Below are 13,369 nucleotides of genomic sequence, written 5' to 3'. Positions count from 1 at the left end.
GCACCACCCCATCCAATGGGGTAGCTACCCTGCTGGCGATGGCGGATTTACATTCAATAGAAATGTTGGCTGATCCACCGCCATCGCGAGCAGGCTCACTCCTACAGGGAGCAGCGGCGATAACAATACCTGAGGGACGACCTCATCCAATGCTGCGCTGCGCGGCGATAGACAGCGTCGGCATTGCGCAGATGCCGATGTCGCTGGTGCATGACTTTATCGAGCGCGGGCAGCTGGTGGTGGTGTTGCCTGATTGGGCACCGCGGACCGAGATGATTTATGCGGTGTTCGCGAGCAGGCAGGGGATGCTGCCGTCGATGCGGATGTTGATTGATTTCATGGTGGAGCAATTCAGGTTGCTGGATGATCCGGCGCGGGGGATGCGCGGGAGTCCGTTGGTTTGATAAAGCCAAATGCTGGACCTTGCAGGTGAGGTGCCAGACGCCCGCTTTTCCACTGCTATGCTGATAGCATCAGTTTCTGCGGTCGAGACGAGTAGCATGGCAGCACAAGGCAAGCATTCCTCGTTCACGCCCAAGGCTATGGCCTTCCTGGCTGGCATTTTCGTTGTCGCTTGGGTGGCCATAACGTCGCTCGAAACTTATTTCGACCTGACATTGTTGGCCGACACCACGAGCTGGCTGCTACGTTTGGGCGAGTGGCTTTTGCTGGAAACGCCAATGCCGAATTGGTCGTTGCTGATGATTATCGCGATTTTCATCAGCACGCTGTCTGTAGCGATTTACTACGTCCGCATCCCTGATGGAACTGACGGCGAGTTACACGAGATAGAGCGAAAGGTTTACAAAAAGAACAACCCTCAGTTTCCAAAATTGACCGATAACCAAACGCTGCTGATGGAAGTTTTGGCCTATCATGCGAACTTCAGAAAAGTTGCAAACTTGAACTCGGTTTGCAAACTTGTCTCCCTCAGCACGGTAGAAGTTGAAGCCGGTCTAAAGCAACTCCAGGCTAAACGTCTGGTGACGCAAAAAGTGACCCGAGGTACGTTTGGCGCCACCATTTTTGAACTGACCTTGGCAGGTAAGGATTATGCGTTGGAGCGATTTGACCTTACATAACAGTGATGTCTAAGGCGGCGAAAGAAACCGCGAAATATTCGCCATCGCACGCGTTATGTAAATGTCTCCCCCACTGGGGCAACGTACTGAAGCGCGGCAAGCTCCACGTAACTCGACTCCCCTCCTCCAGTCGCACCCGACAACCAACCCCATACGAAGGTCAGCGTGGTACGTCCTGCGCGATCCACGCCGGCCGTGCCACGAGACCAGCCGGCAAGAATCTCGCCATCCGTGGTCAAACATTGATAAAGAAGCTCAATAGTATCGGGGCCTGTCACGCGCCCAACCTGATTACCGATACGGATACGCCCGCCTTGGTAAGTGCCCGAAATGGCATCCTCCTCGACATGGTAAAGAAATACTGTGCCTGTACCGGATAGCCCGTGGGAGTTTTCCGCTACCGTGAATCGGCGACCGTTCAAACGCTCACTGACTTGAGAAAAGGGATTTTCCATAAGTGCTGCGTCCTTTAGTGAAGATGTTCCATTCAATCCTTCAACTGCCCTACCCCATGCTCATTACCAGCTACCTGTGAGTGCTCCCGAGAAAGGCGCTAGATTGGTCGAGTTTCGCGAGTCCACAACAACGAAGTCATCGCCATTGGCGTGCATCTTGTGAAATCTCAGTGGCATAAATTGATCCTGGCGAGGAGACAAGGGTGAAGGCGATCTAGCCCCATCAGCATGACTTAAGCAAGATAAGACGAGCATTGCCATCGATATCAAGCCCCGAAAAGTTCGGGGCTTGATGGGCTCAGACGACATCAAGACTTACGTCCTCCACCTCCGCTCATCCCATCATCATTGCGCCCCGTTCCAGACGACTTATCGCGGTCATCGGCGAAATTGCCACCGCGTCCGCTTCCTTGCCCGCCGCTGGACGATTGATCAGCCTTGTTGGACTGTTGTCCGCCGGAAGCCTGGCCGCCTTTTTGGCCTGGTTTGGACATGTTTTCCTTATCGTCGGCAAATTCCCCTCCGCGATTTGTACCCTGCCCACCTCCGGACATGCTGTCTTTATCACGCGAGGGCTGTCCGCCAGAAGCTTGACCTCCCTTTTGACCCGCTTCAGACGCGCGTTGTGGATCGTTGGCAAAGTTGCCGCCAGACGCTTCTCCGCCTTTCTTTCCGGCTTCTGAAGCCTTGTCAGGATCATTGGAAAAATTGCCTGGATTGTTATTTCCTGTATTGGCCATTTTGTTCACCTCTACATCGTTGGCACGAGCATGGGCCCGTACAATTCGGAGGATCCACAAAACGGAAAGTTTGAACGGAAATACGGGGCTCGCGACGAGCGGATTCGGGCGTTTGGTTCCATTGGAAACGGCGACCAGTCGACTGACGGCTGTCCCATTCGTCGGTGTCACCTTACGGCGGTTTTTCGCCCTGAATAATCGATGTTTACTAGACTCAATAGCGCTTGGAAGCCCTCCCCCGCATCGCACCCAGGAGGTCAATCAATGACTGAACACATCGTGCATTTTCATTGCCAGATCGACCAGGCAACGACCGAGCGCTTCAGGGATTGCTGCCTTGAAGCTATCGACCAGGGTGCCACCTCCCTTCTCCTGAACCTGTCCACTTGCGGGGGCAGCACCAATTTTGGCTTCACGCTCTACACGTTCCTGAAGTCGTTGCCCGTACCGCTTTGCGCAATCAACGCCGGCAATATCGAATCGATGGGCATCATCATGTTTCTGGCGGCAGGCCGGCGCATCACATCGCCTCACGCACGCTTTCTGATTCATCCGATGAACTGGTACTTCAGCCAAAAATCCGTCGACCATCAACGACTGCGGGAATACCTGTCCAGTCTCGACAATGACCTAGCGCGCTACGTGCAAATCTTCATGCTCGAAACCGCTGATGCAGCGACCAAACTCGACATTTTTCATTGCTTGTCTGCGGAGGAAAAGGTCATCGCCGCCCATGAATCGCTGGCTTATGGTATTGCTCATGAGATGAAGCAGATGGTGTTTGCTGATAACGTCAAACACTGGAAGGTCAGTGGTGGATGATCAATCTTAGTCTTGGCGCCAAAATCCGAGTTCCGCACGCCCAGAACATGGCGGTTCTCTGCAAAACCGCCTACACTTCTTGCATGAATCCAAGTCCGTTGCTGAGTGATCAGTATTGGGCTGGAGCGATCTGATTGCCTTTGACCGCCCGTTCCTTGCCAATCCGGACCTGCACGCGCATATCGCCAACAACTGGCCTCTCAATCCGGTCGACCCGCGGTTCACGTTCTTCCATTGAGGAAGATGATTATGTATCGGCCAAGCACGGTTCCTTATCAGGAGCATCGAGGGTTCAGGCGAACGTTCACTCCGGGTCATTTGAGCCTGGGATTGTTCTTTCCTTTGGAGGCCTTCGATGGGGACACTCCGAGCATGCTCAACCAGGTCGAATTGGCCAAGCGAGCAGAGGCACTGGGCTTCTCCGCGCTCTGGTTTCGCGACGTGCCTCTTCGGGACCCTGGTTTCGGCGATGTTGGCCAAGTCTTCGACCCCTGGGTTTACCTGGGCTATATGGCCGCTCATACGTCGGAGATAGCGCTAGGCACCGCATCCATCGCCATCCCTTTACACCATCCTCTGCACACGGCCAAGGCATCAGCCAGCGTCGATCAGTTGAGCGCAGGTCGATTGATTCTTGGGGTAGCCTCCGGCGATCGCCCAGTGGAGTTTTCGGCCTTTGACGTCGATCCCGAAAGGCGCGGAGAAATCTTTCGAGAGCACTACGAAGTGATTCGCCGAGCCCACAGCACAAGCTTTGAACCCATCCGCTGGAGCGGTGGTGAGCTGCAGGGCGCAGACCTCATTCCGAAACCCACAACCCAGGTCATTCCAATGCTCGTGACCGGGCATAGCCGTCAGTCACTGGATTGGATCGCGCGCGAAAGCGTCGGATGGATCAACTATCCGCGCGCGCCGAAAATGCAGCGACTGATCGTGGAAGATTGGCGACTGGAAGTCATGAAGCAATGTGGTTCCGTCTATAAGCCCTTCACTCAGTCGCTTTACATCGACCTCAGTGAGAACCCGTCCACGCCACCCACTCACATTCATTTGGGGTTCAGGCTTGGACGCGTCCACCTCCGGGCTTTGCTGGAGGCGCTTGAGGAAATCGGGGTGGACCACGTTATCCTGAATCTCAAGTACGGAAAGCGCCCTGCTGCGCAAGTCATTGAGGAGCTGGGCGCTCACCTCGTTCCGCAATTCGGAGTAAAGCCGCGCCCTGGAGCAAATTGATACGCCGGCCGCGTCCACGCCCGGCCGAGGTGGTGCGGTTCAGCAGGTTGAATGATCAAGCCGATACCTGCTCAAGGAATATCAGTTGCAACGGCTCTTTCAGCAGGTCATCTGCCGTCGCGGCAAAGCGCTGAAAGTAAGGCATCGAAAAATGCGCATCCAGCGCCGCCTGATCCCTGAAAGCCTCGCGCATGTAGAACGTGCCCTGCTCGTCACGCAACTCAAACAACACATAGTCGAGATTGCCCGGCTCTGCGCGGGTCGGCTCTACCAGCGCCAGCAATTCCTGTTTCAATGCCAGTTCTTTGCCTGCCTTGGCCTTGAGCACGGCAATCGATACCAACACGTTACTGGACGTATTCATCGTCAACGCTCCAACATTAAAGATTGGCTAGTGATGCCGCAGGTGGTTCAGCGGCCCCGCCTGATGAGTAAAATCAGAAACCTTCGAGAACGATTTTGCCCCGGGCCTTGCCGCTCTCGACCAGCGCATGGGCACGACGCATGTTGGCCGCATTAATCGCACCGAAGTGCTCGCCCACAGTGGTCTGCAGAACACCTTGGTCAATCAGAGCGCTGACCCGATTGAGCAGGTGATGCTGGTTGATCATGTCCGGGGTTTCGTACAGGGACCGGGTGAACATCAGCTCCCAATGCAACGACAGCGACTTACGCTTGAGCGGCATCACGTCGAGGCTTTCGGGATCGTCAATCACACTCAGGCGCCCTTGCGGCTTGAGCACGTCAATCAGTTGTGCAAAGTGCTGTTCCGTGTGAGTCAGGCTGGCGACATAGTCGATCTCCGCCACGCCGAGCGCTTGCAACTGTGCGAGCAGTGGCTGGCTGTGATCAATCACGTGATGCGCGCCCAACTGCCGCACCCAATCAGCGGTTTCCTGGCGTGAGGCGGTACCGATGACGGTAAGGCGGGTCAACTGTCGGGCCAGTTGCACCAGCATCGAACCGACGCCGCCAGCCGCTCCAGTGATCAACAGGCACTTGCCCTCCCCCGAACCCTCGACGACACCGAGCCGGTCAAACAACAATTCCCAGGCAGTGATTGAGGTCAACGGCAACGCGGCCGCATCGGCTGCACTCAATGAACGAGGCTTGTGCCCGACGATCCGCTCATCGACCAAATGGAATTCGCTGTAGCTGCCGGTGCGGGCAATCGAGCCTGCATAGAACACTTCATCACCCGGCTGAAACAGCGTCACCTCAGAGCCGACCTCGCGGACAATGCCTGTGGCATCCCAGCCGAGGATTTTCGGTTCTTTTGTGAAAGTTCCGGCGCGCACCTTGGTATCGACCGGATTCACTGATACCGCGCGAACTTCGACCAGCAGATCCCGTGGGCCAGGCGTGGGCACCGGGAGGCTGATGTCGATCAATGCGTGTGGATTGTCGATGGGCAGTGCGTGTTGGGTAAAGGTGATGGCTTTCATGGACACTCGCTGTCTGAAGGGTTGATGCGCTCACTTGCAGCCATCTTCGACTTCCCATGTACAAAGAAAAACAAGCAGAATGCGCCAACACTTTCACTGCAGGAGTGAAAATGATCCGCATCGATGATCTTGGTTTATTTATCCGCAGTGCCGCGCTGGGCAGTTTCACCGCAGCGGCGCTGGAGGCTGATCTATTGCCTGGTCAGGTCGCCGCCGCCATCAAACGTCTGGAGCGCGAGCTGGACGTACGCCTGTTCGCCCGCACCACTCGCAGCCTGCGATTGACTGCCGAGGGCGAGCAATATCTGCCCACCGCCCACTCAGTGCTTGAGACCCTGAAGCAAGGCGAGGAAAACCTGCGTGGTGAGAACGCCACGCTGCGGGGCGTACTGCAAGTGACAGCGCCATCCGATCTGGGGCGCAACATACTGCTGCCGTGGTTGACGCTGTTCCGCCGTCAGCATCCGGAATTGACGTTGCGTTTTTTCCTGTCGGACCAGATGGCCAATCTGTTTCGCGACCCGGTGGACGTGGCGATTCGATACGGCCCGAATGAAGACGCCAACTACGTGGCACTGCCGCTTGCACCGTGGAACCAGCGGGTGTTGGTTGCCTCGCCGGAGTATGTGCAACGCTGCGGTTCTCCCCAAACGCCGGATGACTTGAGCAAGCATCACTGCCTGCTCTATCTGCAAAATGGCCGGGTCTACGACAAGTGGAACCTGGGCGGGCAAACCGTGCAGGTTTCGGGGCCACTGTTCAGCGATGACGCCGATGTCGTGCGACGCTGGTCGTTGGACGGTGAAGGTATCGCCTACAAATCCTGGCTGGATGTCAGTGCCGATATCGCCGCTGAGCGCCTGCTTGTGCTGCTACCGGATTATCCTGGCGAAGCTTCGCCGTTGAGTCTGGTGTGCCCGCATCGCAAGCAGATCAGCCCTGCGGTTTCTCAGCTTTATACGTGGTTGAGTAGCCAGTTTTCTGCTCTGGAGCGCAGTTGAACCGAAGGACTGCGATTGATGCTCACGGAGCATCCCGCGCGTCGTGGTCCGGCGGATCAATGCGTTCAATATTCCCCAGTACCAGCGCTCGTCCGGCAAACAGGCCGCCCGCTGTTTCCAAGGCAAAACGTTCGGCATCGCGTTTGCGCACTTCGTCGATCACCGCGTCGGCTTCGTGCTCCGACGCCCCCAGAGTCACCACGGCCTGACGGCCGAGCAGCAGGGCGGCCTCAAAGGTTTCCCGCACTATGTAGTCGGCGTCGTGTTTGACCAATTCCAGCGCATGTTCGCGGTCAAAAGCGCGTACCACCAATTTCACCTGCGGGCAGAAGTGCCGCGTACTTTCGACAATGCGAGTCGCGGCTTTTTTATCGTCCACACAAACAATGATGGCGCGAGCGTGATGGGCGCCAGCGGCGTGCAATATTTCATGGCGGGCGCCATCGCCGTAATAGACCTTGAAACCATAGGGTGTCACGGCGCGGATGACCTCTGGATTTATATCGATGATGGAAATTTTCGCTCCCTGAGCGAGCGGCGCTTGGCAGGCAATCTGCCCCACACGGCCAAAACCGATGATGAGTACATTGCAGCGCAGATTCTGTGCGGCTTCCACACCGTCCAGGGAAACGGTCCGCGCGCGAGCAAACCGTTTGTACAGCAATAAAGTCACCGGCGTTATGACCATGGAGAGCACCACAATAGCCGTCATATTGGCGTTGACTTCAGGACTGATGGCCCTGAGTTTGAGCGCTTCGGCAAACAGCACAAAAGCAAATTCGCCACCCTGCGCCATCAGCAAGGCGCGATCCAGCGCGTCGTCATGACCGCTTTTCGCGAGGCGCGCGACCGCATAAATACACAGCGCCTTGACCACCATCAGCGCCAGCACGCCGGAGATGATGAGCTTCCAGGCCTCGGCCACCAATTGCAGATCCAGCGACATGCCGACGCCGAGGAAAAACAGCCCCAGCAGCAGGCCGCGAAACGGCTCGATGTCGGCCTCCAACTGGTGGCGGAAAGTGGATTCGGACAGCAACACACCGGCCGCGAAAGCCCCCATCGCCATTGAAAGACCGCCGAGTTCCATCAGCAACGCTGCGCCCAACACAACCAGCAGCGCAGCGGCAGTCATTACCTCGCGCGCTTTGACTTGGGCCAATACCCGAAACAGGGGATTGAGCAGCCACAACCCGATGGCCACCAATGCACCCAAGGACAGCGCTGCGATACCTATGGGTTGCCAAAGTGGAGACGTGGGTCCATTCGCCAACTCCGTGGGCGCCAGAAATGCCACCACCGCCAGCAAAGGGGCTATCAACAGGTCTTCAAACAGCAAAATGGACACGACGTGCTGCCCTCTCGGCTCGGTAATGTCACCGCGTTCCGAGAGAACTTGCATAACCAGAGCCGTGGAGGTGAGTACAAAACCCGCTGCGCAGACAAATGACACCTGCCAAGAGAATCCGAAAGCCATGCCGACAAAAGTGAGCAGACATGCACTGACCACCACCTGCAGGCTGCCCAACCCAAAGATCTGCCTACGCAGGTCCCATAGGTGAGAGGGTTTCATCTCCAGGCCAATCACAAAAAGAAACATGACCACGCCCAACTCGGCCACCTCAAGGATGGTGTGGGGGTCATTGAAAAGTTGCAGTCCGAAGGGGCCAATGATCAGGCCCGCCGCCAGGTAACCGACCACTGAGCCGAGCCCGATGCGTTTGAACAGCGGCACTACCAGCACGGCGGCGGCAAGCAAAATGACGACGCCCAATAATTGTCCTGCATTGCCTTCAACGGCCATAGCATTGACCCTCATCCCACATCAGGACCGGTAATGCTTCCACGGCCAGGCGTGTTGAGCAGAGCTTTCAAGCTGAGCGCTCAGTTCTGCAAATTCTTCAGGACTAAGCACCAGATCCGGAGCGTTCACCAAGAATTGTAGCTATTCATCCTTATCACTTTCTCGTAAGTCATCCTTATCACGCTCTCGTAAGAGCCAGCAGACGATGCCGAGTACCAGGGTGGCAAATCCTAGTGCGGCAATGGTGAGCGCAGGAGTAGCGGCAGAATCGAGAATAACGAACTTCCGGCTGAGCGCCAGCAGGGCGATCAACAGCACTGTGCGAACCTGAACGATGCTGTTGCGTCTTAAGGCGGGGCGCACAATCGAATGCTTGAACTCCAGGGCTATCAGCACGGTGAAGATTGAGCCAAAGAGGGCCTGGAAAACATCGTGGTCCAGAGGATCAATCGCACCACTGATCAACAACGGCACGACCCTGCGACAGAGCTGCAGTAGCGCCATCATAATCACAGACGCGATGATGAGACTGAGCGCAAGAACAACCAATTGTTCGAAACGTTCGTAAGCACTCATCAGCGCCCACTGAAGTCTGAAATTTTTCAGCGTCGAGTTGCGCTCACGCCTTTCAGAATCAGGCTTTGACACGATAACCCTCCACACTTGCGTCTTCAGTCTGCCGGGCCCGTCCAAGCATGAGGCTAAGTCCCAGTCTGCGCGGCAGGTGTCAGATCATCCGATTGGCCAGGTGGACTATCCTTTTCGGAAGTCTTTGACGCATCCACCTCGACCTTTTTGAAGACCACTTCGCCACGCTCTTTGTCGTAACCCAACTCGACACTGTCGCCGGCTTTCAGCTTGCCAGCGAGCATTTCCTTCGCAAGCCGCGTTTCGACGGTCTGGCGAATCTGACGTTTCAACTCGCGCGCGCCAAACTCTGGCTGATAACCAACGTCCGCCAGATGATCAATGAGTGAGCCATCAACTTTCACTGTAATGTTCTGTGCAGCTGCGGTTCGAATGACCCGATCAAGCTGAATGTTCACAATCGATCGGATGTTGTCACGGGTAAGGGCATGAAACACGATGATGTCATCAATACGGTTCAGGAATTCGGGACGAAAATGCCCTTTCAAGACTCCCATCAATTCATTACGTAACGCTTTTTCCGTAAGGCGTTCATCTTCAGGGCGCTCGAGATTCTCCATGATGATGGGAGAGCCCAGGTTACTGGTGGCAATGATGATCGTATTGCTGAAGTCCACAACACGTCCCTTGCCGTCCGTGAGACGCCCATCGTCGAATACCTGAAGCAATACGTTGCTCACATCGGGATGCGCTTTCTCGATCTCGTCGAGCAGAATCACACTGTAGGGCTTGCGGCGGACACGCTCTGTCAACTGACCGCCTTCGTCATATCCCACATAACCGGGTGGCGCACCGATCAAACGAGCAACCGCATGCCGCTCCATGTACTCCGACATATCAATACGAATGATCGATTGCTCGTCACCAAACACCGTTTCCGCCAACGCTTTGGCAAGTTCAGTTTTGCCAACGCCCGTAGGGCCAAGAAAGAGGAACGTGGCAATAGGTCTGTTGGCTTGGCCAAGTCCGGCTCGAGACAAACGAACGGCATCGCTGACCGCGAGAACAGCATCTTCCTGCCCGACCAGCCGATCACGCAACGTCTCTTCCATATTCAACAATTTTTGACGCTCTTCTTGCGTAAGCTCGGTCACAGGAATACCGGTGAGACGGGACAGCACCTCGGCAATTGACTCCAGGGTCACCTCAAGGGTTTCGGAACCTGTCTTGCGCTCCCAGGCTTCTGTTTCCTCTCCCAGTTGCGCTTGTTTTTGACCAATGCGTTCTTCGAAGCCTTTGGATTCATCAAAACGTTTACGGGAGGATGCATAATCCTGTTCACGTTTAAGTTGCGTGATTTCCGCTTCCAGCTCCTGAATGCCAGCCGGCCTCGAGGAGGAACTGATTCGAACGCGGGCGGCTGCCTGATCGATCAGGTCAATGGCTTTATCCGGCAAAAAGCGCGAGGTGATGTAACGATCCGACAGCTCTGCTGCCGCCACAAATGCTTCATCGGCGAATGTGACCTGATGGTGAGCCTCAAGCTTATCGCGCAGCCCACGCAGGATAATGATGGTCTGTTCGACGGTGGGCTCGGCTATCAGCACAGGCTGAAAACGTCGTTCAAGCGCTGCGTCTTTTTCGATGTGCTTTTGATACTCATTGAGTGTCGTCGCACCGATCAAACTAAGCTCCCCGCGTGCCAATGCGGGTTTAAGTACGTTGGCAATATCCAGGCCGCCCTCCTCACCACCCTGCCCCGCGCCAACGATCGTATGCAACTCGTCGATGAACAGAATAAGCTCCGAGCTTTTTGCGGCGACTTCATCAAGCAGTTGCTTGGCTCGCTCCTCGAATTCACCACGATATTTAGAGCCCGCAACCATTGAGTTCAGATTGATTTCAACCAGCCGTCTGCCACGCAGAATCTCAGGGACATCGCCCTTTACTATTCGTTGTGCAAGCCCTTCAACGATGGCTGTTTTACCGACGCCAGGTTCGCCGATAAGAACCGGATTGTTCTTTCTGCGCCGCGCCAGCACCTCGATGGTATTTTCGATTTCCTGCGCGCGCCCCAGTACGGGATCCAGTTTGCCCTCACGAGCCAGTGACGTCAGGTCGCGACCGAACTTGTCGAGTGTCGGTGTTCCCGTCGGGGTGTCGACTCGCCCATCCTCAGCCCCCTTACCCACCACCTTGACCACCTTCTGCCGCAAGGCTTCAGGCGTTACGCCGTATTTTTTAAGCAATGTCCCGGCGATACTTTCTGGTACAGAGGCAAGCCCGATCAACAAATGCTCTGGGCCAACGTACGAATGTCCTAAATCACGAGATGCCTGGAACGCAAAATTGAAAACTTTCTTTAACCGTGGCGAAATGCTCATCTGGTCCACCGGGGCCTGGGCCTCCGCTGTGCCCCTCTGAGCATGTTGATCGATGTAGCCTTTGATCTCGTCCGGAGAAAGCTTCAGCTCCTTAAGCAACGCCGTACCCACATCGGTATCCGCAAGCACATACAACAAATGCTCAGTATCGAGCTCGCTACGGTTGAGCTCATGGGCTTTCTCACCCGCGCGTTGCAGGATTTCCAGCGTCTGGGAACTGAATGCATCGGTTGCATCGACAGATTCTCGAGGCACTTGCGCAGAGAGCCTGAAGTCATCACCCGCTTGATCCTTTGCTCCGCCCATGCTGTCGAAAAAGCGGGACACACCCCCGCCCAGTAGAGAGTCGAATGGATTCAACATGCTTTGATGGCGTAAGAGTTGACGGTAATCGTGGTCGCAAATGGACATTGTCCTGGCTTGGCCATTTTGCGATACGGTCACTCGCGCTACAGCGGGTCTCGCATTACATATTTCACAGAGAGTAGCCATGATGAGTTGTCTCCAAAGATGGATAACACGGACTCATTCGGATGGATCTACGTCCCCGTAAACGATGCTCAAGACATAGGGGCATGAGATCCGCAATACGCTGAGATTGCTCAGGAAGACGATTACGTTGGAGGGAATGGCAGTCTCGGCAGACTACGCCATCCAATAACGATAGTCGGATCTCATCAAAACACGCTATGGGCGACCCAGGATACCGACGAACGACGTCTGATAAATTTGTGCTCAAAAATACCGCCAGTCGTAAACCACCAACTCATCAGCAAATGAGGCTATGGAATCACCAGCGTGATCGAGCAACGCTTCGATGTCGGAATTCGCAGGGGCGAATCGATCAGCAAGGACATGATTGCGGTTCGCACCAAAACCATCGGATAAAAAAGCCGCCGAAAATGACAGCAAAAGAACGAGCGCGCGAGGTCTTGCCGGCATTGGAGGAAACGGAGAACGCGTTCAGCGATTACGGCAAGCGCCAACAACGACTATAGTCAATGGTGCGTCAGAGCGAATCCAGCCTTTCCGCTGCCAACCTGGCCTCAATCCAATACCGCGAAGGCACGGCGGATCTCCTCGTGCTTCTTGATGCGGATAGTGAACGTCTCGCAACCGAAGACACTTAGGCTCAGGCCTCGAACGAGGTGTATCGAGGCATCGTCGCCATTTATAAATCACTTGGCGGTGGATGGAGTTATCCCCCCGGGCAAGTCGTATCCCGCTGAGCAGACCCCAACCGCCCATCTATAAGGGCTCAAGCCATGCACACTTCAGAATTGGATGATGCGAAAGAAACGAATGGCGACCTGGTTCAGGGGCCGCTGCCGGCCGGCACTGTCGCGCCCGACTTCACTCTGTACGCAACCCCTGATCAGCAGTTGTCCCTACGCGAGCTAAAGGGAAATCCCGTGATACTGGCGTTTTATCCCGCAGACTGGACTTCGGTTTGTGGCGACCAACTGACCTTGTACAACCAGTTGCTACCCACATTCAGAGAATACGGTGCGACGCTACTGGGTATCTCGGTTGACAGCGCTTGGTGTCATCAGGCCTTTGCCAAAGATCGGAGTTTTCACTTCAGCCTGCTGGCCGATTTCGAGCCCAAAGGGGCTGTGGCGCGGCAGTATGGAGCCTACGAGTCCCACCTGGGGGTTTGTAAGCGGGCGCTGTTCGTGATTGACAAGGAGGGGGTGGTCGCCTGGAGCTACGTCTCCCCGATGGCAATCAATCCGGGGGCGGACGGCATTCTGGATGCGCTGGATGCTCTGGCGAATTCATCACAAAGCACGCCAACCTAAAATTAACAGGTGA

12 protein-coding genes and 3 pseudogenes are annotated in these 13,369 nt (G+C 55.6%); 8 read left to right on the top strand and 7 right to left on the bottom strand.

Annotated features, from left to right (window positions below):
* The coding region (locus tag QMX98_RS02455; RefSeq protein WP_282410199.1) for a LysR substrate-binding domain-containing protein at positions 1 to 404 on the top strand (404 nt) is incomplete at its 5' end.
* Positions 405 to 500: 96 nt separating this feature from the next.
* On the top strand, positions 501 to 1,082 hold the full coding sequence (locus QMX98_RS02450; RefSeq protein WP_282410201.1) for a hypothetical protein: 582 nt from the start codon (positions 501 to 503) through the stop codon (positions 1,080 to 1,082).
* Between the two features lie 53 nt (positions 1,083 to 1,135).
* Here QMX98_RS02450 and QMX98_RS02445 read toward each other — a convergent pair whose 3' ends face one another.
* Positions 1,136 to 1,537: a hypothetical protein gene (locus QMX98_RS02445; RefSeq protein ID WP_282410198.1), complete on the bottom strand. Its 402-nt coding sequence runs from the start codon at positions 1,535 to 1,537 to the stop codon at positions 1,136 to 1,138.
* Between the two features lie 578 nt (positions 1,538 to 2,115).
* Positions 2,116 to 2,277: pseudogene (locus QMX98_RS02440) on the bottom strand (general stress protein); the annotation flags it as partial.
* A 264-nt stretch (positions 2,278 to 2,541) separates the two neighbouring features.
* Between QMX98_RS02440 and QMX98_RS02435 the strand changes: the two are divergent.
* Together QMX98_RS02435 and QMX98_RS02430 are read left to right on the top strand one after the other, a co-directional pair.
* Positions 2,542 to 3,099 (top strand): ATP-dependent Clp protease proteolytic subunit, encoded by a 558-nt coding sequence (locus tag QMX98_RS02435; protein WP_010459465.1) that lies wholly within the window; start codon positions 2,542 to 2,544, stop codon positions 3,097 to 3,099.
* A gap of 249 nt (positions 3,100 to 3,348) precedes the next feature.
* Positions 3,349 to 4,332, top strand: a complete 984-nt coding sequence (locus QMX98_RS02430; RefSeq protein ID WP_221109267.1) for an LLM class oxidoreductase — start codon at positions 3,349 to 3,351, stop codon at positions 4,330 to 4,332.
* Positions 4,333 to 4,387: 55 nt separating this feature from the next.
* Here QMX98_RS02430 and QMX98_RS02425 read toward each other — a convergent pair whose 3' ends face one another.
* Both QMX98_RS02425 and QMX98_RS02420 read right to left on the bottom strand, forming a co-directional pair.
* The gene (locus QMX98_RS02425) at positions 4,388 to 4,696 is read right to left on the bottom strand and encodes a putative quinol monooxygenase (protein ID WP_102593886.1); all 309 of its coding nucleotides are present in this window, start codon (positions 4,694 to 4,696) and stop codon (positions 4,388 to 4,390) included.
* Positions 4,697 to 4,769: 73 nt separating this feature from the next.
* Positions 4,770 to 5,777 (bottom strand): zinc-binding alcohol dehydrogenase family protein, encoded by a 1,008-nt coding sequence (locus tag QMX98_RS02420; protein WP_282410197.1) that lies wholly within the window; start codon positions 5,775 to 5,777, stop codon positions 4,770 to 4,772.
* Positions 5,778 to 5,887: 110 nt separating this feature from the next.
* On the opposite strand from QMX98_RS02420, the gene QMX98_RS02415 reads away from it, so the two are divergent.
* On the top strand, positions 5,888 to 6,778 hold the full coding sequence (locus tag QMX98_RS02415) for a LysR family transcriptional regulator (RefSeq protein WP_282410196.1): 891 nt from the start codon (positions 5,888 to 5,890) through the stop codon (positions 6,776 to 6,778).
* 22 nt (positions 6,779 to 6,800) lie between these two features.
* Here the strand turns inward: QMX98_RS02415 and QMX98_RS02410 are convergent, their stop codons facing one another.
* The 3 genes from QMX98_RS02410 to QMX98_RS02400 form a co-directional block, all read right to left on the bottom strand.
* On the bottom strand, positions 6,801 to 8,582 hold the full coding sequence (locus QMX98_RS02410; RefSeq protein WP_282410195.1) for a monovalent cation:proton antiporter-2 (CPA2) family protein: 1,782 nt from the start codon (positions 8,580 to 8,582) through the stop codon (positions 6,801 to 6,803).
* 141 nt (positions 8,583 to 8,723) lie between these two features.
* Positions 8,724 to 9,158 carry a phosphate-starvation-inducible PsiE family protein gene (locus QMX98_RS02405; RefSeq protein WP_049870760.1) on the bottom strand — a complete coding sequence of 145 codons (435 nt, stop codon included), beginning with the start codon at positions 9,156 to 9,158 and terminating at the stop codon, positions 8,724 to 8,726.
* Between the two features lie 125 nt (positions 9,159 to 9,283).
* Complete coding sequence (locus tag QMX98_RS02400) at positions 9,284 to 12,046, bottom strand: AAA family ATPase (protein ID WP_282410194.1); 2,763 nt, start codon at positions 12,044 to 12,046, stop codon at positions 9,284 to 9,286.
* Positions 12,047 to 12,337: 291 nt separating this feature from the next.
* Here QMX98_RS02400 and QMX98_RS02395 point away from each other — a divergent pair.
* From QMX98_RS02395 to QMX98_RS02385, 3 genes and pseudogenes are all read left to right on the top strand, one after another.
* Positions 12,338 to 12,424: pseudogene (locus QMX98_RS02395) on the top strand (LysR family transcriptional regulator); the annotation flags it as partial.
* Between the two features lie 53 nt (positions 12,425 to 12,477).
* Positions 12,478 to 12,783: pseudogene (locus tag QMX98_RS02390) on the top strand (TolC family protein); the annotation flags it as partial.
* 36 nt (positions 12,784 to 12,819) lie between these two features.
* Positions 12,820 to 13,356, top strand: coding sequence for a redoxin domain-containing protein (locus tag QMX98_RS02385; protein ID WP_064677812.1), 537 nt, complete (start codon positions 12,820 to 12,822; stop codon positions 13,354 to 13,356).
* Positions 13,357 to 13,369 lie beyond the last annotated feature (13 nt).

Source organism: Pseudomonas sp. PS02303 (assembly GCF_029959925.1).
In the GTDB taxonomy this organism is placed as follows: Bacteria; Pseudomonadota; Gammaproteobacteria; order Pseudomonadales; family Pseudomonadaceae; genus Aquipseudomonas; species Aquipseudomonas mandelii.
Note: the sequence above shows the minus strand (reverse complement) of the source record. Positions and strands in the feature narration are given on the sequence as shown.

Coding starts and splice junctions, on each gene's coding strand:
- QMX98_RS02405 (WP_049870760.1), bottom strand. CDS start 9,158: ATGAGTGCTTACGAACGTTTCGAACAATTGGTTGTTCTTGCGCTCAGT.
- QMX98_RS02435 (WP_010459465.1), top strand. CDS start 2,542: ATGACTGAACACATCGTGCATTTTCATTGCCAGATCGACCAGGCAACG.
- QMX98_RS02425 (WP_102593886.1), bottom strand. CDS start 4,696: ATGAATACGTCCAGTAACGTGTTGGTATCGATTGCCGTGCTCAAGGCC.
- QMX98_RS02450 (WP_282410201.1), top strand. CDS start 501: ATGGCAGCACAAGGCAAGCATTCCTCGTTCACGCCCAAGGCTATGGCC.
- QMX98_RS02400 (WP_282410194.1), bottom strand. CDS start 12,046: ATGGCTACTCTCTGTGAAATATGTAATGCGAGACCCGCTGTAGCGCGA.
- QMX98_RS02445 (WP_282410198.1), bottom strand. CDS start 1,537: ATGGAAAATCCCTTTTCTCAAGTCAGTGAGCGTTTGAACGGTCGCCGA.
- QMX98_RS02415 (WP_282410196.1), top strand. CDS start 5,888: ATGATCCGCATCGATGATCTTGGTTTATTTATCCGCAGTGCCGCGCTG.
- QMX98_RS02410 (WP_282410195.1), bottom strand. CDS start 8,582: ATGGCCGTTGAAGGCAATGCAGGACAATTATTGGGCGTCGTCATTTTG.
- QMX98_RS02420 (WP_282410197.1), bottom strand. CDS start 5,777: ATGAAAGCCATCACCTTTACCCAACACGCACTGCCCATCGACAATCCA.
- QMX98_RS02385 (WP_064677812.1), top strand. CDS start 12,820: ATGCACACTTCAGAATTGGATGATGCGAAAGAAACGAATGGCGACCTG.
- QMX98_RS02430 (WP_221109267.1), top strand. CDS start 3,349: ATGTATCGGCCAAGCACGGTTCCTTATCAGGAGCATCGAGGGTTCAGG.